14 protein-coding genes are annotated in these 21,045 nt (G+C 49.7%); 8 read left to right on the top strand and 6 right to left on the bottom strand.

The features are described 5' to 3' along the window. The first annotated feature begins 112 nt into the window (after positions 1 to 112). Both AC0QH1_RS31570 and AC0QH1_RS31565 read left to right on the top strand, forming a co-directional pair. Positions 113 to 1,315: a tetratricopeptide repeat protein gene (locus AC0QH1_RS31570; RefSeq protein ID WP_324635391.1), complete on the top strand. Its 1,203-nt coding sequence runs from the start codon at positions 113 to 115 to the stop codon at positions 1,313 to 1,315. 299 nt (positions 1,316 to 1,614) lie between these two features. Next, positions 1,615 to 1,821, top strand: a complete 207-nt coding sequence (locus AC0QH1_RS31565; RefSeq protein WP_324635390.1) for a glycogen debranching protein — start codon at positions 1,615 to 1,617, stop codon at positions 1,819 to 1,821. Positions 1,822 to 1,917: 96 nt separating this feature from the next. On the opposite strand, the gene AC0QH1_RS31560 is transcribed toward AC0QH1_RS31565, so the two are convergent. The 5 genes from AC0QH1_RS31560 to AC0QH1_RS31540 all read right to left on the bottom strand — a co-directional run bounded on the left by AC0QH1_RS31560 (position 1,918) and on the right by AC0QH1_RS31540 (position 10,771). Further along, positions 1,918 to 2,994: a potassium channel family protein gene (locus AC0QH1_RS31560; RefSeq protein ID WP_324635389.1), complete on the bottom strand. Its 1,077-nt coding sequence runs from the start codon at positions 2,992 to 2,994 to the stop codon at positions 1,918 to 1,920. 13 nt (positions 2,995 to 3,007) lie between these two features. Next, positions 3,008 to 4,027: a hypothetical protein gene (locus AC0QH1_RS31555; RefSeq protein ID WP_324635388.1), complete on the bottom strand. Its 1,020-nt coding sequence runs from the start codon at positions 4,025 to 4,027 to the stop codon at positions 3,008 to 3,010. 551 nt (positions 4,028 to 4,578) lie between these two features. Further along, positions 4,579 to 8,154: a tetratricopeptide repeat protein gene (locus AC0QH1_RS31550; protein WP_324635387.1), complete on the bottom strand. Its 3,576-nt coding sequence runs from the start codon at positions 8,152 to 8,154 to the stop codon at positions 4,579 to 4,581. A 20-nt stretch (positions 8,155 to 8,174) separates the two neighbouring features. Next, on the bottom strand, positions 8,175 to 9,092 hold the full coding sequence (locus AC0QH1_RS31545) for a tetratricopeptide repeat protein (RefSeq protein ID WP_324635386.1): 918 nt from the start codon (positions 9,090 to 9,092) through the stop codon (positions 8,175 to 8,177). Then, positions 9,089 to 10,771 carry a serine/threonine protein kinase gene (locus tag AC0QH1_RS31540; protein ID WP_324635385.1) on the bottom strand — a complete coding sequence of 561 codons (1,683 nt, stop codon included), beginning with the start codon at positions 10,769 to 10,771 and terminating at the stop codon, positions 9,089 to 9,091. Before AC0QH1_RS31540 ends, AC0QH1_RS31545 begins: the two co-directional genes overlap by 4 nt. A 444-nt stretch (positions 10,772 to 11,215) precedes the next feature. On the opposite strand from AC0QH1_RS31540, the gene AC0QH1_RS31535 reads away from it, so the two are divergent. From AC0QH1_RS31535 to AC0QH1_RS31515, 5 genes are all read left to right on the top strand, one after another. Further along, positions 11,216 to 11,539: a hypothetical protein gene (locus AC0QH1_RS31535; RefSeq protein ID WP_324635384.1), complete on the top strand. Its 324-nt coding sequence runs from the start codon at positions 11,216 to 11,218 to the stop codon at positions 11,537 to 11,539. A 56-nt stretch (positions 11,540 to 11,595) separates the two neighbouring features. Continuing rightward, positions 11,596 to 13,719, top strand: coding sequence for a hypothetical protein (locus tag AC0QH1_RS31530; protein ID WP_324635383.1), 2,124 nt, complete (start codon positions 11,596 to 11,598; stop codon positions 13,717 to 13,719). A gap of 19 nt (positions 13,720 to 13,738) precedes the next feature. Next, a complete protein-coding gene (locus tag AC0QH1_RS31525; protein WP_324635382.1) occupies positions 13,739 to 14,947 on the top strand; it encodes a DUF1822 family protein in 1,209 nt (402 codons plus the stop codon). Between the two features lie 39 nt (positions 14,948 to 14,986). Continuing rightward, complete coding sequence (locus tag AC0QH1_RS31520) at positions 14,987 to 17,323, top strand: CHASE2 domain-containing protein (protein WP_324635381.1); 2,337 nt, start codon at positions 14,987 to 14,989, stop codon at positions 17,321 to 17,323. Positions 17,324 to 17,413: 90 nt separating this feature from the next. Then, entirely contained in the window at positions 17,414 to 18,391 is a 978-nt protein-coding gene (locus AC0QH1_RS31515; protein WP_324635380.1) for a DUF928 domain-containing protein, read from the top strand. 137 nt (positions 18,392 to 18,528) lie between these two features. On the opposite strand, the gene AC0QH1_RS31510 is transcribed toward AC0QH1_RS31515, so the two are convergent. Next, entirely contained in the window at positions 18,529 to 20,139 is a 1,611-nt protein-coding gene (locus tag AC0QH1_RS31510; RefSeq protein WP_324635379.1) for an NB-ARC domain-containing protein, read from the bottom strand. A gap of 353 nt (positions 20,140 to 20,492) precedes the next feature. Here AC0QH1_RS31510 and AC0QH1_RS31505 point away from each other — a divergent pair, with 353 nt between their 5' ends. Beyond that, positions 20,493 to 20,819 carry an NfeD family protein gene (locus tag AC0QH1_RS31505; RefSeq protein WP_324635378.1) on the top strand — a complete coding sequence of 109 codons (327 nt, stop codon included), beginning with the start codon at positions 20,493 to 20,495 and terminating at the stop codon, positions 20,817 to 20,819. Positions 20,820 to 21,045 lie beyond the last annotated feature (226 nt).

The raw sequence follows: 21,045 nt of genomic DNA, 5'->3' as shown, positions 1-21,045 counted from the left end.
TCCATTTCCCCTGGCTCTCATCCCGACGCTCACCAAGCACGGGTAGAGCGCGGGGCTTCCCGCCGAGAAGCTAAAATAGAAGAGAAAAGCGACGGGAGGTGAGAAGAAAAATATGGCAAACGGGATTTGGCAGAGTCTGAAAGGGTTTTTTGGGGATGAGCGCAGCGCGCCTCAATCGCCAGTACCCGAGGCCCCCCAGGCTCCACCCCCGGCGCTAGAGGATCGGGATTACAAACTGTTGTTCGCGCAACTGCTCGAAGGTCTGAGGTTGAGCTGGGATGTGGCGCGGGTGAAAGAGTTTTTTGCCGCTTTAGGACCGCGCGGGGACTATGGACTGTGGGCCGAGTGGCTGCGACGGTGGGGGGAAACCCTGCAGGAACGAGAAACTGTGGAACGGGAGTTAGCAATGCGACTGGTGCAACTGGGGCAAATGCAACTGGGAGAATTGAGCCAGGAGGCGGGTACCCTTGGCACTCAGTTATTGCAACAGAAAGCCAGCGGGGGAACAAGACCCGCCGCGCCTGCGCCGCCGCCGGAAAATCCCCAGCAGTGGTTCGAACGGGGGAATCAAGAACTGAATGCGGGCAAGACGCAAGAGGCGATCGCGGCTTATCGCGAAGCGGTGAAACAACAACCCGACTTTGTGGCAGCTTGGAGCAATCTCGGAGCGGTGCTGTTTTACACTCAGCAATATAATGAAGCCCTCGAGGTGTTTGATACGGCTTTGCAATATCAAAGCGACAACCCGAACTCTTGGTTTAACCGAGGGTTTACCCTGTCGGTGTTGGGTCGTCATTCCGAAGCGATCGACTCTTATGAAAAAGCGATTCAACTCAAGCCGGACTTTTTGTTTGCGTGGCAAAATCGCGGCGTGGATTTGGCAAAATTGGAGCAGTACGAAGAGGCGATTCGCTGTTTCGAGCAAGGGATTCAACTGAAGCCGGATTTTGCCGATGCGTGGAGTAGCCGAGGCAATGCCCTGTTGAAGTTAGAACGCTACAGCGAAGCGGTGGAAAGTTATGACAAGTCTTTGGAATTTAATGCCGATGCGGCTGAGAGTTGGTTTAACCGGGGGATTGCCCTGACGGCGTTGCAGCGCATTTCCGAGGCGATCGCCTCTTTTGATAAAGTGCTGGCCATTCAGCCCCAGAGTTTTGAAGCTTGGGTGAACCGGGGTCTGGCTTTGATGAGTGATAACCAACATGGAGAGGCGATCGCCTCGTTCGATCGCGCCCTCAACCTCCAACCCGATGACGCGGTGGCGATCGCCTATCGCGAACAAGCTGAAACTCTGCGCGAACAACAGTCCGAATAATTGCCACCAGGGCCTCTGGTTTCCGGAAGCGCTGATTCGAGGGGTGCGAGGAAAACTCTGTCGGGTGGGCAATGAATTGCCCACCCGACAACTCAAAACCGTCCAATAACACAATCCTCGGAGTATCGTAGTATTCTGTGTTACTTTTTGGCAATGGGCAAATGTTTCAAAATGCAAGGGATTGTGAATAAACGTAATGCAGCCTTGCCAATTTATGCCTTTCGTTTTATAAAATTAAATAAGTAAATTTGCTTAAGCAATTTCACAAGAAATCCACAAAAAATTGAGGGAAATTTCACATGACTATCTGGGTTAACGAACAACTGGATCCGTCCGGAATGGTGTATGCTTGCATTGCTTGCTCGGATGAAAAGCAGGCGAAAGAATGTCACGACTCTTTTGCGGGGAACTTAACTGAAGAGCAAAAAGCGATGGGGTGGAGCGCGAGATTAAGAAAAGTAAATTCCTGGGAAGAAGTGCCGGTGAGCGCGTTGAAATTATCGTAATTCCCAGGGTCAGAAGATTGATAGGGTGAAGTGGAACCGAGACTATCGGCAGACTTCACCCGCGAAAGACCGAATCGCGATCGATTCTCAATTCGCTCATGTCTCCGGCGGAGGTTGCTTGGGCGGGCGGGGGATTTTGGAATAAAGGGGACTGAGGACTTGATTGAGAAGACGGAGTTGTTCGGTGGTGCCCATACAGATGAGGGTATCGCCGACTAACAGGAGGGTATCCGCCGTCGGACCGCCGATCAGATTGCCATCATCGCGACGAATCGCCAGGACCAGCGCGCCAGATTGCGATCGCAGTTTGGCATCGCGCAGGGTTTGTCCGGCAAAGGGACAGGTATCCGAATCGAGGCGAAACTCTTCGAGATAAAAGGCGCGATCCCTGCCGGCCACGATTCCATCCACAAAATCCATCACCTGGGGGCGCAGGGCCGCTGCCGCCATGCGTCTGCCTCCGGTAATATAAGGAGAGACCACGGCATCGGCTCCCCCGCGTTGCAGTTTTTGCACCGCTTCTTCCGTATTGGCGCGGGCGATCGCCCGAATGTCGGGATTGAGGGTTTTCGCCGACATCACCGTATAGAGATTTTCCGCATCCGAGGGCATCGCCGTCACCAAACACAAGGCGCGTTCGATGCCCACCCCGAGTAAGGTGGCATCCAAGGTGGCATCGGCTTGAATAACATTATAGTCAAGTTGCTGTGCCTGCTGGATTTGCTCGGGATCCGAGTCGATGACGATAAAGGGGATGCCCTCAGCGTCAAATTCCGCCGCAATTTGACGACCGGTGCGCCCAAATCCACAGAGTATGTAATGACCCGTTAACGTTTCAATCAACCGTTGCTGTCTTCTCAAACGCAGTTCATCTTGAAAATAACCCTCAATGATGGCTTCTGTAAAGCGGTTGACGATATAACCAATGCTGACTAACCCCATCGCAATCAACGAAATGGTAAAAATTCGACCGCGATCGCCTAAGGGGTTCACTTCGCTAAATCCCACCGTAGACAGGGTGATCACGGTCATGTAGGCGGCATCGGGCCATCGCCATCCCTCCACCAACCAATACCACAGGGTGCCGACTAAAAACACCCCTGCCAGTGCCGCCACCCCCGCTAGCAATTCATTGCGGATTCGCTTATACTTCTTCTCAACCGTGGAATACACAAGCCTCGATAATTTAGAGTTTAGGTAAAAATTGTAAAAGCAGACCGATGTTTTTGCCTAGGGCTTGTCCCTGTGCTAACCAATCCGGGGATTTCCGCCGCGAAATCGGCTCCTCAGAGTCTCCCTCCAGGCATTGCACCAGCTTGCCATCTAACTGACGTGCCATGTCCGCGACGCCGAGCACTGGCACCTCCCCATTCGGATAGGATATCACCGTGACTGCCATGCGATCGCGGCGGCGAAACATTGCCGTGTCTGCCTGCACGGTAACGCCGCTCATCCGCGCGATGGTCGTAAATCCCACGGAAGAATCGCCAATATTATACGCCTCGGGCAATTCTCTTTGCTCTAATATTTCTAATTGCCCCACTGTTTGCCCCCTTGTCACTAACATCATTTCCAGCAAACTAGGAAAGTCTACACTGTCAAAACGATGACCGGCAGATTGGGCTTCTTCCGAAAGCGTTACCGTCACGCCCAGCAAAAATTCCATCAACAACGGATGTAAAAATAAAAAAATCCCCTCCACGTTGACGTTCATTTTGGTTTGCAGTACGTTAGAAATCGGCATCAAGTGTTCTGCCGGAATTTCGATAAACCCCTCCGGGAGATCCGAAAGGTCGATCGCCACCGGGCTACAGAGCATGGCTTGCGATCCAAGCCGCACAGATTCCACCACCGTTTCCGCCAACGTCGGTTCTGCGGCGAGCAAACAGACAAACATCACCCCACTCAACATAGAACTGGCTCTTTGGCCGTAATTTGGCCGCCGATCCCGGGTCAATTTCCTTCCGGGCAACCCTTTCACCTCGGTTTGCGGCTTCGCTTCTCCCTGCGCCCCGGTCCATCCCCGGAGGACTGGCGGAATGAATCGGTTGCCCCCGGAAAGTGGGGCGCAACCAGCCCCGCCCGATTCCTTCTGGTTTGCGATCGCCCGGTTTGCCAGGATTGCCGAGAAGATTGTGGTTAATTTTGGCCGCCGAGGGTTCTGTTTCGTTATACTCGTTCCACCGCACCGCCGTTGGGGTTTCATTGAACGTCCTCCTTGGGGGTAAATTCCAACATCGCGTTTTTATTGAGCATACCATTTTTCTTCAACCGTTGCGCGGGTTGTGGGCAAGGGGGAGAGCCGCATCGGTAATGCCATTTTTCGAGCGGCATGTTATATCGTTTTTCATGCCTTCTGCTTAGAGATGCGTGCGACCCCCGCTCGTAGAGACATCGATCTATCGCGCCTGCGATCGGATAGATCGCGTCTTTAAGCGGACTGGGGGAAATCTCACATATGGATCGCCAAACGGGATTAGAGGCTGTCAGCTACGAATCCCTGTCAGAGACGCGATGAATCGCGTCTCTACAAGAGGGGGGTCGGACGCATCTCCAACATTATTTTTGAAACCCGGGAAACCGCGCTGCCCGCCGCGATAGTATATCTCAATATCTCACATAAACGGCGCGCCCCTCTCCACGTGTGAGTTTCTCAGCCCCGCGCCGCCCTGCCCTCCCGCCGCGATAGTATATCTCAATATCTCACATAAACGGCGCAAATGGCAATTTATGTGAGCGGCAGCGGTCGAGCCGCCCCTACCGCTCTGTAGCGAGGAAACCTCCATCGCCGGTTAGCACAAATGCCGCCCAATAATACGGAGAAGAATATTCTGGGTAGTTGTCCCGCAGATAGGATTGCGCCAAGGCCAATGCCTCGGCTTTCTGGTGTCCCGCACGCAGATAAGTATAAAACTGATGCACGAGCAATCCGGTGGCTTTGTCATTCACGCTCCACAGGGTGGCCAATACACTGGGCGTTCCGGCGTAGAGAAAGGCGCGATTGAGGGCGACGATTTCATCTCCCGCATTCACCTCACCCATCTGCGTTTGACAGGCACTTAATACCACTAAATTTGTGGCGGCGGTTAAATTTAACTCAAAGTAAATTTCATGGGCTTCCAAACGACCATTTTCGCCGAAGTCGGAATCTGGAGTTAAATACAAGCGACTGAACAGTGGGTTTCCTTTTTCATATTTTCCGTGAGCGGCAATATGCAAAATGCCAGCAGTTTTACTTTGCAGTTTGAGCGCCTTTTCAGTTGCCTCTTTTCCGAGGAAGATTGCACTGGATTCAAATAAAGACGCAATGGCATTCACTTCTTCAGTGGCATATGGTAAATCGCTGATTGCATATTCATTAGACCGGGGGTTTCCCAGGGCCACTAAATGTTCGTTTTTCGTCTTTTTTTTTCGAGGCAAATAGGGCAACACGCTGGCACTGGGAAGGGTAAATAAAGCGGCGCTCCAATAGGTTTCTCCGTCATGGAGAGCGGAAAAGGGAAGGTAGTGAAGAAGGTTGTGGGGCACAATGCCAATCAACTCTGTCTTTAAATCCGCTTCCAGGGGCGCTATCAAAACCCGGTACAATTCTTGGAGGCTAGGGGGAATTGAGGATGTGGAATTGTAGCGGAATCGATATTGCTTGAATTCGTCCATCAGTAGTTGTTTTAATTCTGCTTTGCTGACGGAAAGGGAGTGGGGTTTAAGCCCTTGCTGGGTGATAACGAAAGCGAGAACGCGATCGCGCATTATGAAATATTGCAGTAAGGTGGTTTCTGCATCTAACTGGGCTTGAATTTCGCTTAAACTGGCAACGCTGCCATCCAGGATGTCCGAATACTCTGCATATTGCGGACTGGTCAGTTTCATTTCTACCAACCAATCGGCATACTCTCGTTCAGCGCTGTCCAGTTTGTCTTTCAATTCTTTCATTTTATCCTGATTCCACTGGTTTTGCGACTGACTCAGCAAGTCGTTAAGTTGTTGGCGAAGAACATTAATTTTGGCTTGGATTTTTTGCCCCTTGGCTATCAATTTGTCTGAACTGCCGAGACGAAAATCTCTCGTTCCGGATACCAGTCGGTCGAGAAAGGCTTGGGCTTTGGCTTTTTCCACATATTGCCAGGCGAGTTTATACTGCTGTTGGTTCCACAAAAGGTTAATCAAACGGGCGTAAATTTCTGCCCCAGAAAGTTCACTGAAGAAGGAGGATTTTAGTTCTTCTACTGTCAGAGTATTGGCAATGGATTCGCGCCAGGATATTGCCTCTTTGTAGTAAGCGATCGCTTGGGAAATATTGCCGGAATTTTCATAGTAACCGCCGAGATTGGCCAAGGAATTGGATAATCCCCTGACTGCACCGAGTTCGTGAAATATTGCCACCGCTTGTTCGATAGATTCTCGTCCGCGCTGCCATTGGGATTGACTGTAATAAACACCGCCAATATTGTTCAGGGTTTCCGCTTCGCGCAAGCGATCGCCGATCTGACGTTGGATTTCCAACGCCTTTTCGTGGGATTCTAATGCCTTCTGATAGTCCCCCATCAAACGATAGCTTTCTCCCAAATTGGTCAGCACGGCGGCGGCTTCTCGGGGGCTGTCGATTTGGTTTAAAATGCTCAGCGCTGCTTGCAAATTCTCGAACATCTCCTCTGTTTTGTCTTGGTAGCGATGAATAATACCGATGCTGTTTAACGTCGTACCTTCAGCTTGTAAATCGCCGATGCGGCGTTGAATCTCCAGGGCAGAGTTAAGGAACTGCAACGCTTTGTCATATTCGGCGATCGTGGCATAAACCGCCCCAATATTCGTTAACAATCGTTGCCGATCGCCTTCCCTGCCTAATTTTTCCACAATGGCTTTAGCTTGGGAGTAATATCTCAGGGCTTCTTGATAGCGACCCCGATTTTGGTAAAGCAGTGCCATATTTGCTAAAATGGCACTTTCTCCTTGGCGATCGCCAATCCTTTGCACGTGAGTTAATGCCCGCTGAAACGTCACCTGGGCTTCGGAGTAGTCTCCTGAATACGTAAAAAACAACCCCAGATTATTCAACCTCCTGCCATACCCAACAGAATCGCAGGATTCCGGACAACGATTCAGTGCCGATTCAAACTCAGAACGAGCGCGATCGTATTGTCCCCGGGCGAGATAAAGTCCACCCAAGTTATTCTGCGTAGCGGCGATAGTGTGGATATCATCAGTTCCTTCAGAAATCTCCAGTGCTTGTTGATAGGATTTTTCCGCTTCTGGGTACATGCCTAAGCGTTCTAAAGCCGAGGCGAGATTATTCAGCGCGATCGCCTGGCCCGCTGAATCTTGCAGGTCTTTATATAAACTTAGTGCCTGGTGGAATTTATCGCGTCCTTGGCGAAATTTTCCTTGAGCGATATAAACCGCCCCAATATTGTTAAAACTGGTCGCCATACCGGAGCGATCGTCAATTTTTTCTTGAATGGCGATCGCTTGTTGATAGTAATCCAACGCTTGCAGATATTGCTGTTGATTATCGTAAAGCAAACCGAGATTGTTCAGGGTGGTTGCTTCACCAGAGGCATAATCGATTTCGCGACTGAGGGCGAGGGATTGCTGATAATAGTCGAGTGCCCGGTTAAATTGTCGGCTGTCGCTATAAGTCAAACCCAGATTGTTCAGTGCGGCGGCTTCCCCTTGGCGATCGCCGATGGAGCGAGAAAGAGTCAAAACCCGCTCGAAAAACTGCAACGCCTGTGAATAGTTTCTGAGATGGCGATAACTGTGAGCGATGCGAAAAAGGGTGAGGGATTCGAGGGATTCAAACGGCTCTTCTTTCCCCACGATCGCCTGAGCGAGTTGAAGCCAAGGGGAACTTGTTAACTGGATAGGATCCTGTTGTTGTGCCAAGGGCAACGCTTGTTGATAAAACTCCAGCGCCCGCCGATATTGTCCTGCACTGGCGTAAGCTTGGCCAATATTGTTAAGGGCTATCAGTTCCATCAACGGATTGTTAATGTCCTGCCAGATGGGTAGCGTTTCTGTAAAAGTTGCCACGGCTGTGGTATAATCGGCTAAGCGGTGGTGAATAAACCCGATCGCCAACAAACACATGGCTTCTTTGTAAGAACTGCCAGCCGCGCGATATAAAGAAAGGGCGGCCTCAAATTTCTGTAAAGCGGCATTGAAGTCTCCATTGTCTAACAATGCTTTCGCTTCGGATTCCAAGCGGGAAGCCTGCAATTTCGGATGTTCCGACTGAACTATCGGGATGGCCATCAGCGGGGGGGGAGCGATCGCGATCGTCACGCTCGCGAGGAACACACTCCCGGGGATGACAGACCGATACAGATATCTCATCGATTCACCTCTTCGATTGGCTAGCGCAGTCTTTCCAGTTTAGCGTCTATGTCTCGAACCCGGCTGGCATTTTCCAATGTTTCGTAAGTATCCCGCGCCCGAGTCAACGCTTCAATGGCCTTTTCGCGTTGGTTTAAATTGATATATACTTCTCCCAAACCTGCTAGAGCGGCGGCTAACTCTTCTAATTCTTGATTGGCTGAGGCAATGTCTCTCGCTTCCAAATAGGGAGGTTCAGCCAATGGACTCAATCCGACTTGCAGGTATTGGTCGCCAAGCAAGCGATAAACCAACGCTGTGGTTTCGCCTTGTGCGATTAGGGTCTTTAACGTGGCGATCGCTTCAGCGCGCAAATAGTATCCCAGATAGAAATAAACTTGCAGCAGGGCTTCTGCGGTGGGATTTAAGTTTTGATCTGCCAGCAGCGCCAATGCACTTCTCACTTGTCCGGCATCGTCGGCACTGAGCAGGGTAAAGTTCGATCCCGGAACATCTTCATCCAGAGAGGAACTCCCGTCATCAGCTTGCACGATCGCCTGGTAAGTGACCCCCGGTTCTAAGGGAGGGTCTCCGGGATAGAGGATTTCGGTCGCGGAGATCGGCTCTGGAGTTTGCCAAATCACCCCTTGGGGACCTCGGATGCTGACGGTATAAGTCGCACCGGGGATTTCGTTCCACTGCAGGAGGGGACGCGGATCGAGCAACAAGGTTCTGCGGGGACTGATGATATAGGGAATGAACGGGTCTACCGGGTTGCGACCATTATCCACCGTTTCGGGACATCGACAGTTTTGTGCGATAAAGTGAAGTTCCCGGTGCGATCGCCGCCAGGAGCGATCGCCCCCCGAAGGTTGAGAGAACCCCGGTCCAGAGAGCGCCCCCGGAAAAACCGCGATCGTCGCCGTGAGAAGAATGACCCGGAATACGGAATGCTTCATGGTTCGTTTCCTTTGCCAATCAAGTGTTCTGCTGCCATTTTCTGCCACCTTTTCTCATCCGGGTTGTTTTCGTTAGCTTTTTTTAAGCAATTGTGCCAAGCGCTCTCGGCGGCGGTTTTGCCTTGGGCGTCGAGAACCTGTGCCAACAAGCAATGGGCCGCCCCCCGCTCTCCATCCAGAGCTAGGGCCTCTTCCAGTCGCACTTCCGCCTCCTCAAGTGCCTCGAGTCCGAGCAGTGCCCACCCCAAGTTTTTCAGCAAACTGTATTTGGATCTCGTCTGGGTGTTCCACCGCAATCCTTCCCGGAGGAGGATAACCGCTGCGCTGTAGTTTTGGTCGAGAATCTCTAAGCGGGCGAGGTTGTTGTAACCGATATCGAGTTTTCCCACTGCAGCTTGCCAATAGTGCTGGCGAGCGCAAGGTATATCTTGCAGGTCTTCGCAAACCGAGCCGAGATTGTAGTGCGCGTCGGGAAAGTCAGGCTGCAGGGCGATCGCCAGACGAAAAAACTGCTGCGATCGGGTGAAGTCACTGTTGCGGTACTGCGCGATTCCCCCCCGATTCAGGGCGATCGCCACCTGAGGAGCCACCACCCGAAAGCCCAGGGGCAATAACAGTGCGGTTAAACCTGCGAGTATCGCCCGCCTGAATTTCACCGTTTTAAACAGACCTTGGCCGATCTTTTGATTCTCCTCATCCGGTTGTCCCCTCCCAGTAGCACGGGGAACCGAGTGAAACGAACCCGACCCCGACACAACACCCTCTAAAGCGTCTAACATCACTGTAGTATTGGTCGGTCTTTGTCCCGGAAAAGGTGCCATTAACCAGTCGATTAATTCAGCAAATTCTGGAGAAATTTGCGGCGCATAATCTCGCCACATTAATTCGCCGGTTTGCGGGTCTTCTTCTAAGTCCATCGGATGCTGTCCCGTGAGCAGATGAACCATCGTCCGACCCAAAGCAAAAAAATCCGATTGCGGCACTGCTTTGCCTCTGATTTGCTCGCTTGGCGTATAGCCCAAGGAGACAATTCCGGTTCCCGAATGGCCGGCTCCCGCTTTGGCTAAATACGATGGGCTGATTTTTCGCACGCCGCCAAAATCAATTAACACTAGCTCTCCCGTAGGTCGCATGGTAATATTGCGCGGTTTGATATCGCGGTGGAAATATTGATTCCCGGCATTTTGATGCAATTGATTTAAAATTTCGCCGAGCTGTTTGAGCCAATTGCAGGCTAACTCTTGGGCGATTCCCCCATCGTTTCTTTGTGACAACCAGACTTCTAAATCTAGTCCGTGAATTTTTTCCATCACCAAACAATGCAAAGGGTCTAGACAGTCAGGGAGCGAAAATTCAAACCATCCATCTTCTGCCAGTTTCGGAATTCCCGGATGTTGGATCTGCGTCATCACTTCCGCTTCTCTTTGAAATAATTCAATGGCTTTTGGGGAAGAATTGACGAGAATTTTGAGCACTTTATGACGGGAGAGGGAATCGCCAGAACCCGCTTGCAGATCTTCCACGGTAAACGTTTGGCCGAATCCACCCTGGCCTAAAGGTGCGATCGCCCGATAGCGATTTTGCAAGACCAATGACGTGCCGCAGGTTCGACAAACCTGAGCCGATGCATTCCCGGGATCGGCAGGATTGGAACAGGTGGGATTAATGCAATAAATCATGGCATTTGCAGATAGAATGGATAGCGGCCAAAGGAGTTATCAAACCGCGAAAGGTAGGGGATGAGTTCAGGCGGATATGCTAGGAAAAAGAAACCGTTTGGCCTCAGAAAGCTGCCGATCGGTTAATCCGATGTGAAGAAACGCGGTTGTTATGCAACTATACTAATTCTTCCTTTCGAGGGTAAAAATGGGAGTGGAATCTTTCCTGTGTATGGGATCGTTTTGGCGTCGGCAAGTCTGGTTGGAATTATATCGCGTCTAGACAGAGAAATCCGCATCCGCTTTCAGAGGGGTTCAAACTGGCGATCGCCTATAGTGTGAAACTCGCTTCCTTGGCGGGCGCAAGGGTTGCCCCACCCGCCGAGGTTTTGCGTCACAGGCGCGCATAGGTTGCGGAATTTTATCCCACTAAACAAATGTAGGCACGATGTAGGCAGGATTGAGATGGGAACCACGCCCAATCGAATCGGGCAATGCAAGCAAGCGAGGGAGAGTTTCCCGGGGGATCCGGGCGCAGAGTCCCCCTTCTGGGCACCGCAGTTCGATCGCAGTTCGACTGCTTTGGTGAAATTGATTCCCGACGCAATGTTTCGCAGAAAATACGGAAGGAAAACGGGAATCGATCCGGTAGAATATGACTGGGGGGAACAGTTTTTGCTGAGGGTTCAAGGGCGATCGCCTGCGGGATTTATCCATAACTTCCCCTGCGCGATCGCTGCCCATCGTTCTCTTACACCCCACCAAACCTCGACCTTACTGCCACCTTAAACTGGCTCATCAGGGTCTCTACTCAACCTTTTCTTGAGTTAGGGTAAAACCAGAGAATGCCTATTTTACCGCCAATTCGCCTTCGTTCTTCTTTAGATGAGAAACTGACAACCTGGTTGGATTTTGTCTCGGTCAATAACCACCCAAAACTGCGATGGATTCCCAAACCAGAAGCGTGTCACGTACTGGATTGCTTAAAAGAACAAGATGAAGTGGTGCGAGCTTTTTATCAAACTCCGCCCCAGCGATCGGATTGGAATCAATTGGCAGCTTATCTGGTGGAAACTTGGGCAGCAGAATATTCGGCAATGGGATGGAAACGGCTACAGAAAAATGCGGAAAAATATTGGTCGAAGCAGCAAATCCACAGGTTGCAATTGCTGCTCTCGGCTTATCTGGATGAAGCCGCTTATCGCGCGGTGGAGCAAACCGCTGCGAGTTGGTATCGCGTGAAAAGCTACACTTGGGAAGACTGGTTTTATACGGTGCGCGGGATTATCAACGACCCGGAACAATTGGGCAAAATCGTGGAGAACTTTCTCAAAGCGCGCCAAGAAGAACAGAAGCCGATTTGTGAAAAATATTTTCAAGGGGCTTTTGTCCATAAAATTGTGGGCGAGTTAGAGAAGTTTGGCGTCAAACGCGCTTCCTCCTGGCGGCTATTATGTAAAGCCAATCCCACAGAAATTAGAGAGGCGTTGTCCAAGCAAGGTTTGACCCCCGATGAGATTGGTTGTCGTCTGTTTGCTTGGTCTTATTTTACCGAGGTTTATCAGGAGAACCGCGTCAATCATCCCGATCGCAAAGTCGGCGATCGCTGGCCGGAACCCCATGCGGAAGACTACGAAGAAGTCGCCATATATTATAACACAGAAAAGGAATTACTGTCCGCTCCTTTGGAAGTATTTTCCGACCGACAGCGAACCAGTGGGGAAATTCAAACCTGGTTAGAAGAGTGTATCAATGCATTGCGAGATAGTCCGCTGGTGGTGGAATTCAATCTGGAAAATAAGGGACAACTCGAAAATGCGGTACCCCGGTCTTATTTAGGGTCGAGAAATTCGGAAACTTATCGCCAGTCTTACTTTCAAGAAGTCGAGGCGATGTTGGTAGCGGAAGTGGAGAAACTCGACGGAACCATCAAACAAGCGATCGCCCGTGGCGAGCAAAAAGATTATACGGTGAAAATATTACCCCTGCGCTATGGAGTGGGGCTGAGTCAAACGGTTTTGGCGAAAAATTTTGGCGTCAATCAAGCCCAGATTTCCCGCCGAGAAGCGGAATATTTGGAGAATCTCTTGTACGTTTTCTGTCTGTGGATTGGCGATGGGGCTGGGATTTCTTTAACAGAAGTTAAGGAGTCGTTAGAGCAATGGCTGAAAGGCGATAACCCGGACGAATTTTCCGACTCCCTACAGGAAGCGTTGTCCCAAACCTTCCACAAGATGGATTTTAAAAAACAACGAAAAATTTTACAATTGCGCTATCAACAAAAGAAAAGCGATCGACAAATCGCCCGCCACCTAAAACTTTCTCGGGTGACGCAGGTGATAGATAGACTAACTGTGGCAAAACGTCCTTTAGAACGAGTAATTATGATTCACTTTTGGTTGAGCGAATCTTGGGAAATGTTGTTGCTTCAGGCTTATCAAAACTCCGTAAAAGGTTTAGATTCTCTCTCGGAAAAAGTCTTAGAAGCCGTGGGGAATTTAGATGAAGAACAGCAAAAACTATTGCGAGATATCTATGGCGTGCGGCGCTCAGTTGCCGAAGTGTCCGCAAAGCTCGATTGCCCGGTAGAAATACTGCAAGAAAAAATCAAAATGACCGACAACCACTTGCAAGGTCGATTATATGAAAAAGTTACTGAATTTATTATTGGGTCGGTAAAAAACTTGCTGAGATGCCATTACCAACCCCTGGTGATGGCGGGATTTACCGTAAAACATCCCGATGGCTACGAACTGTTGCAACTCTATTACGGGGAAAGACTAAACGCGCGGAAAATCGCCGATCGCCTCAGCATTGCTCGTCCCGTTACGGTGGAGGAAGTGGTGGCTCAGCAATTACAAGCGGAAACGCAACTGCTCGAGGAAATTCGCGCTTGGTGTGCGACTCATTTACAGGTATCTCTAGGCGATCGGGAGTTGGAAAAAGTGCTAAAAAATAGTTTTAAGTGAATAAAAGGGAGAAAAAAACATGATTGACAATTTGTTTAAAAATTTATCGGAAATTGCACCGGATGAGCTTTATGTTAGGCTTTCATTTAAAGCCCAAATGCAAGCATGGGAACAGTCGCGCCGTCACTCGAATCCTGTGGCGCGCAATCAGGCATATCTCGGGCAATTGTGCTGGAGTGGCTTTCGGGATTGGTTAGCCGAAAGATTTGAAAGCGATCGCGATTTAGCGGCTTTATATATTGACAAGCTATCATCCCTGTGGGAGTTTATTCCTGGGATTCCGATTGCCTTCGGAAAAACGCGGTTATTGCTCATTCCGAGTCACCGGATAAATCCAACCGATTTCATCGTGGTTCAAGAGTGGGTGGATATTCCTGCATGGGTTGCCGATTATTATCTGAATGTGGAAGTGAATTTAGAGGCGGAGGAAGAGAATTGCTGGATGCGCGTTGGTGGGTTTGTGTCTCATTTAGAGCTGAAACGAAAGGGGGAATATCGGGAAAGCGATCGCAGCTATTTTTTGCGTGCGGATCGCCTGCATCGAGATTTAACAATGTTGTGGAAAACCACCCGGATGCAGGGGCAGAAAAATGGAGTTGATATGTCGCCAATGTCCCATACAAGCGTGACAGCAAGCGCGATAAAATTATCCCCAGGGGCGTTGAATTCGCCCCGAGTGCGGTTACAACTTCCGTTTGCAAAATGGGCGGCATTGATAGAGAATGAAACCGGGCGCGAGAAATTGTATTGGCAACGGGTGCAACCGCCGTTAAGTCACTGGTTGCAAAAGGAGAAAAAAGGGGTGGAGAGTGCATTAAAAGCCAGTGGTTGGCAATTGTATCGCCAGGTATTTGGCAGGCCCAAATTTGCCGGGGCGTTTCGGCGGCGCGAGATCGCCTCAACAGCGATTGAGAGCTATGTGAAACGAATCGACTTAGAAGGGGAAGCGATCGCGCTCAAGATTGATTTGATGCAGGATGGAGAAGGAGCGCTGTGGATTTTGCCGCAATTGCGTCCCTTTAATCCGAGCGATCGCACCACCTGTTTGTCACCTGGTGTAAAATTGGCATTGCTCGATAAACGCGGGACAATGGTAGTGGAAGTCGAATCCGGGCGATCGAGCAACATTCTCCAACTCCCCCAACCCTTTAGTAATTCGCCCGGGACGCCATTTAACCTTCAGATAACCACCCGTAAAACCAGCCATACTGAATATTTTACCATCTAATTTACAAGCAAGCCAGTGACCAGTTAAAGGAATACAGAGATGGGAAAATTAGTCAAACTGTCATTAGAAGGCGAAATCGAAAGCGGCTATCAGGTCGAGTTAATTGAAATTTCCGAAGAACAGCGCGATGGTAAAATCCTGGTTGAGGGCATCTCGGGCACTTTACCGCCGGCTGAAGAAATTTATCACCGACTGCAAAACTGGCAGGAAAACTACGCGCAACTCGACCTCCTTTTCCGAGGAGAATTTCGCTTCCTTGATTCAGATAATTTTCCGAATGTTTCTCTAGTAAGTTGCCAGCAAATCGCTGAAAAATTGCAAGAAGAAATTAATACCTGGTTTGATTTTCCAGGATTTCGTCCGATAGAAGATAAAATTCGCACGATTCTCAATCCCTTTGAAGATATTCGATTTCTCGTAAAAACCAGCGATCGCAAACTCTGGCAGTTGCCTTGGTCGGCATGGGAATTTTTTGAAAGCTATCCCAATGCCGAAGTGGTATTTAGTTCCTTTGATGCGAGATATGGAGAAAAACCCGTTAAATTAACCCCGCGAAAAAATGTCAGAATTTTAGCGGTGTTTGGCGAGGATAGCAATCTCAATACCCATCCAGACCGCGACCAAATTGAAAGACTGAAATCCCTGGGAGCCGAACCAACCTCGATTACCGAGCCAAGCGTGCAGCATCTCCGCAACCTTCTGTGGGAAAAATCGTGGGATATTTTCTTTTTTGCCGGACATGGAGAGCGAGAAGAAAGCATCGAAGGCGGGAAGATTTTTCTCAATCAAACCGAAGAATTGACTCCCTCAGAGTTCAAGAACACTTTAAAAACAGCCATTGTCGATCGCGGGTTAAAAATTGTCTTTTTGAATTCTTGTTTGGGCTTAGAATTTGCCTACGAACTGGTGACGGAATTTGGCATTCCAGTGGCGATCGCCATGCGCGAACCCATTCCCGATGGTGCGGCCCAGAAGTTTCTGGAATACTTTCTGCTAGAATATGCCGATAACGGGCGTCCTTTGCATGTTGCCGTTCGCAAAGCTAAAGAGCGAATTGCGGAAGAGTCGCAAACTGAATATCCCTGTTTGGATTGGTTGCCGGTGGTTTGCCAAAATCCAGCCACCATTCCGCCGAAATGGCGTGATTTGCATCGAAAAGTATCCTGGAAACAAGCTGGAATGGCAAGTGTTGGCAGTGGGTGTTTAGTTATGCTACTGCGGTGCTTGGGAGTTTTACAACCCCTAGAACTGGCAGGGTTGGATTATTTGATGAGACTCAGACCACCAGAAGCGATCGATCCGAGACTTGTGGTGGTCACAGTGACCGCAGAAGACCTCAACTACTACAACCAAGACCCCCTCACGGATAAAATCGTAGAACGGCTTTTAAGCAAATTAATCCAATATAAACCTCGGGTCATTGGTTTGGATATTTTCCGCGATTTTCCTCAACCGCCAGGTGACGAAGCGGGACAAAAACAGTTAATCGAAGTCCTCAGCAAACCAAAACATCCTATATTTGCTATCTGTCGGGTTCGAGAAACGCAATCGAGCGATGCTCGGAATATCGGCGTTGGACCTCCCCCTAATTTTCCGCGCGATCGCCTAGGATTTGCCGATGTTCTGGAAGATAGTGATGGCATTATTCGACGTCAGCTCCTCACTATGTCCATCCCTTCGGAAGACCCTTGCGAAACGCCATTTTCCCTGAATTTCCAATTGGCGCGGGTGTATTTAGAAGGAGAAAACATCTACCCAAAGCAGACAAAAGCGGGGGATTTAGTATTGGGAGATGTTCTCTTTAAAAGGTTACACAATAGAGAGGGTGGCTATCAGAACATTGACGATGTAGGCTACCAAATTATGACCAATTATAGAAGTCCAGACCGAGACAACAATATAACCCAAACAGTGACCCTGAAAGAAGTGCTGACCGATAATATCGATGCGGATTTGATAAAAGACCGCATTGTGTTAATTGGTTATACAGCAGAGATTGGAACCGGTTCTGATTTTTTACCCACGCCCTACGATCCGCGAACGCCGGGGGCGATGGTTCAAGCGCATATGGTTAGCCAAATGGTCAGTGCTGTACTCGATGGGCGACCTTTATTGTGGAATTTACCCAGTTGGGGCAATTTTGTCTGGGTTTTCGGGTGGTCTTGTTTCGGTGGTTTTTTCATTTGGCGGATTCAGAGACTATGGAGATTAGCCATTGCGGGCGGAAGTTTACTGATTGTCGTCTTTAGCCTCTCCTTTTTGAGTTTATGGTTGCATGGTGCTTGGATGCCTCTGATTCCTTCAATGTTGGCTTTAGTTACCATTATCGGCGGTTATGCTATTTTGTTGGTTTATATTTCCGTACCCCATGAGTAAAAAATGAACCCGATGACTATTGGCGAGGATGGTTGCCGAAAACCATTGAACGTTGTAAATTAGAATTCAGTTCACAATGGGGGGGTTCCTATGCAGTTGGATCCGAAAAAACTAGCGGTTTGCAGGTCAATATTGACGGTCAGTGTGGGATTGACTTCCATCAGTTTTACCTTTTTTCCTTGGTCAGTGATGGAAATGATTTTTCTGCCTGATGAGTGGCAAAGTGCGATCGCGCAAACCGACGATTTTGTGCCGCCAGATGATGGAAGACCAACGAATCGAAGAGCCGGCGGTAGACGTGGCTCTTGCAATCTGGCTAATTCGCCCATCGAGGTGAATTTGCAAGCGGAGGAGATTCCGCTCACCGCTTTAGTGCCTCTGACTCAAACGACCCGCGCAAAAATTCCCGGCGATCGGCAAAATTCCCTCGCATGGGAAATGAGTTCTCTGGAAGTACAAGAAACCGTGGTAGGAACGACGCTGCAACAGCGTCCCCTTGTCTGGGTTTATATTCCTCCGATTTATCAAGGGGCGACTACGGGAAAATTGATTATTCAAGACGAGCATAACAATTCTATCTTGGCGGAAGCGATCGAAATCGAATTGTCACAATCCGCTGGAATTATTAGCGTTCCTTTTCCCGCTGACGTTCTAGAACCCGATCGCCACTATCATTGGTATTTTGAAATCGTTTGCGATTCTACCCATCGGTTCAAAAATCCCATCGTTGACGGTTGGATTCAATATCAAGACAATCCGGAATTACGGCAGAAAATAGAACAAGCGACATCAGAAGCAGAAAAGTTACGTTTTTACCGGGTATATGGCCTTTGGTACGATCGCCTCACCTTCGTTGCAGAAAACCGTCGCCAAAATCCAGCGGATTCCGAGGGGTATGAAGCTTGGACTCAGTTACTAGAGTATGCGGAGTTAAATGACTTGAAAGATGAACCGCTCCTCCAGTGCTGCTCGGTGAAAACCCAGCAGATGTATAGTTTAGATATGCGAGCAAATGTCTGGGGAAATAGCCATCAGATGATGTCTGCCCACTCCATACCATTGTTCTAAAACCTGGAGGGATATCTACCGTCTGTAGGGACAGGGTATGCTCTGTCCCGACTACATTTCATCTTCATCATTATTTGAAAAAATGGTAGAATAACCTTCACTCAGAGCGCCCGTGCTTGCTGATTTTAACGAGCTATTTACTGAGGAATGCAAGCCAAGCACTTGCGAATGTAGGCGTCGGGATTTGCCACTTTTTTGCCGATCGCAATTTGTCGCAGTCGGTCGGTTACTTTGGCTAAAATTCTCTCATAATTTTGTCGATCGCTCTCCCTCGGCGATGGGATTTGAAACTGCAGCAGCATGGGACTGTGAATCAAGCCGAAACCGGGGGGTTTGTCTGGGTTTAAAGCGGCGATCGCTTCTTGGCAAATTTGCTCTATCAATTGGCCGGTGACATATTTCATCACCACGGGTTGTAAGGTAAAACAAAGGTGCCCAGAATCCGAGACTTTTTCCAACAGCGATCGGCGCTCCAAAGACTCGATCGCCGCCAAGACTTCTGAATCGGAAAGACTGATTCCCAGGCGCTTGCGGCACTCTCCGGCTTTTATTGGCTGTCCTGACAAAGCCAGTCCGTAAAGCAGTTCTTTTTCCGGGACGGACAATCGGTGAAACTGCTGGGAGAGGATTTCGCTAAAGTCTCCTAAAAACAAGCTGCTGCGGTTTAAAAAATCTTTGATATTGCCGCCAAATACGTTACGAATGGTTCCGGAAACAATTTTTAAAGCTAAGGGATTTCCTCGATAGAGTTCGATTAACGTTTGGCTATTTTTTTGCGCCGGCAATCCTTTATTTTGCAGAATATATTCGGCTGCTGCACCTAGACTCCCGAGGGAGAAACTGCGAACCGGTTGAGTCGGGCCGACGAGGGTGGCAATTTCTTTGATTTTTTCTCGCCCCGTGAGAATCAAGCAGCTTTGGTGCGGTTCCACGGCGACGCGGTGAATCAGTTCTCGATAGGCGTGATAGTCTGGGTGATAGTGGCCGGCAAATTCTCTCGGTTGCAGAAGGGTTTCCACCCCATCTAAGACCACCAAACAGCGCCGAGCTTGAAAAGTGTCGATTAAGTGAGAGAGTGCCGAGTCCCGAGGGTCGGAGAAAGTGGCGGGCGATCGCCCGAGCAATTGCGGTAGAGCGATAGCGATCGCTTCAAAAGATTGCAGGTAGCGGAAACTGCGCCAGATAACCACTTGGAAGTGTTGGCGTAACTGTTGGGCGAGTTTCACCGACAGGGTAGTTTTGCCGATTCCGCCCATGCCGGCGATCGCGATTAAACGGCAGCGATCGTGCAAAATCCACTGTGAGAGGGTAGCCAGTTCCGAAGTGCGACCGACGAAATCGGACACATCCGGTGCGGTGTGCCAATCCTCCAAAAGTCGAGCGCGTGGGGGTAAGCACTGGCGATCGCGCAGGTATCCAGACTCCGCCAACCAGGTGCGAATATCGCTCCAGTCACTCACCGAATTGGGGGGGCGATCGCTCAAGCTTTCCGCATAGCGATAGATGGTTTCGCACAGCGCCCAATTCACCGTACTGCGCGCCTTGTTCAGTTCTCGCGCGATTTCTGCCGGACTCGCATCGCACAGCAACCCCCGCAGATAGGTTTTTTCCGCCTCGCTCAGTCCGCGCCGCTTGTGAGGGGCTACCTGTTGTTTCGCCGCCGCCAAGTCTTTATATAGCCGCGCTAAATCCCAGCGATCGCCAGCGCCGCCAAACGGTTCGTCAGAAGAATGAAAAACAGATGCCATAGTCGAACACCCAAAAATTGGATCCGCTTGTTCATTTTATCCCCAATTGGCCCCTCAATCAAAATCCAAATCAAAATCCAAATCAAAATCCAAATCCTCATGTGGGTCTAACTCCCGGTTGCTGGGGTTAAGCTGGTTTTACCTGGACGCACAGGGGGCGTTTTCACCTCGTTCCCCGACTCAGGGGGACGCACAAGCCCTCCGCCTGCAGATTTCCACCGCTCAACTCTCGCCCAATTGTAAAGAAACATTACAAAAAAGCCGCTCGACCGTAAAAACCACATCCTTCTCTAGACAGAACAAATAGAAGGTTGCCGGCGCGTAACCTTCGTCACTCAGGAGGACTGCATGTAATGAAGGCAAATCCATTCCAGACAATCTTCGCCAGAGTGTTCCCGCCCCCGGGAAACGCCACCAACGATCCGAGGCGATCGCAAACATGCGAGTGCAATAGCGCTGAGTTAGAAATCCGCGCCATTGTAGATGAAGCCATTCTCCCCCAGATTGGCGGGCGCGTGCGCTATCGCAATTCCTGGTGGCCCGCCATATGTCCGCAAAATATCACCTTGCTTCCCGGTGAAATCGTCTATGTGGTGGGTCGTTACAATCTGACCTTATTCGTCCAACCCGCAAAAACTTTTTTCAACTCGGTGGAAAATCCTATAACCACTATTCCGTAAGGCTTTTGGCCTTTACCCTATCCCGGAATCGCCAAAAATTTTCCGCCCGCCGTGCATAATTTCTCCATATCCTTCCCAGGAAATAAATTGTAGGCCATCAATATTACTTACTCCTAAGTTGCCATTCAGGCGTCATCTACTTATGTTTCTCCAACTCGTTTCCAGCATCTGCTGGGAACCCACAACCGGAAGCAGAGCCTCAATCCCAATTCAATCCTGTAAATGA

It is taken from the genome of Phormidium sp. CCY1219, from assembly GCF_055795085.1.
The sequence above is the reverse complement of the archived record's forward strand: the minus strand, read 5'-3'. Positions and strand labels throughout refer to the sequence as shown.

What these genes read in the sequence shown, in the direction of transcription:
- AC0QH1_RS31570 (WP_324635391.1), top strand. Translation starts at nt 113, where the DNA reads ATGGCAAACGGGATTTGGCAGAGTCTGAAAGGGTTTTTTGGGGATGAG.
- AC0QH1_RS31565 (WP_324635390.1), top strand. Translation starts at nt 1,615, where the DNA reads ATGACTATCTGGGTTAACGAACAACTGGATCCGTCCGGAATGGTGTAT.
- AC0QH1_RS31555 (WP_324635388.1), bottom strand. Translation starts at nt 4,027, where the DNA reads ATGAAACCCCAACGGCGGTGCGGTGGAACGAGTATAACGAAACAGAAC.
- AC0QH1_RS31550 (WP_324635387.1), bottom strand. Translation starts at nt 8,154, where the DNA reads ATGAGATATCTGTATCGGTCTGTCATCCCCGGGAGTGTGTTCCTCGCG.
- AC0QH1_RS31545 (WP_324635386.1), bottom strand. Translation starts at nt 9,092, where the DNA reads ATGAAGCATTCCGTATTCCGGGTCATTCTTCTCACGGCGACGATCGCG.
- AC0QH1_RS31540 (WP_324635385.1), bottom strand. Translation starts at nt 10,771, where the DNA reads ATGATTTATTGCATTAATCCCACCTGTTCCAATCCTGCCGATCCCGGG.
- AC0QH1_RS31535 (WP_324635384.1), top strand. Translation starts at nt 11,216, where the DNA reads ATGGGAACCACGCCCAATCGAATCGGGCAATGCAAGCAAGCGAGGGAG.
- AC0QH1_RS31530 (WP_324635383.1), top strand. Translation starts at nt 11,596, where the DNA reads ATGCCTATTTTACCGCCAATTCGCCTTCGTTCTTCTTTAGATGAGAAA.
- AC0QH1_RS31525 (WP_324635382.1), top strand. Translation starts at nt 13,739, where the DNA reads ATGATTGACAATTTGTTTAAAAATTTATCGGAAATTGCACCGGATGAG.
- AC0QH1_RS31520 (WP_324635381.1), top strand. Translation starts at nt 14,987, where the DNA reads ATGGGAAAATTAGTCAAACTGTCATTAGAAGGCGAAATCGAAAGCGGC.
- AC0QH1_RS31515 (WP_324635380.1), top strand. Translation starts at nt 17,414, where the DNA reads ATGCAGTTGGATCCGAAAAAACTAGCGGTTTGCAGGTCAATATTGACG.
- AC0QH1_RS31510 (WP_324635379.1), bottom strand. Translation starts at nt 20,139, where the DNA reads ATGGCATCTGTTTTTCATTCTTCTGACGAACCGTTTGGCGGCGCTGGC.
- AC0QH1_RS31505 (WP_324635378.1), top strand. Translation starts at nt 20,493, where the DNA reads ATGAAGGCAAATCCATTCCAGACAATCTTCGCCAGAGTGTTCCCGCCC.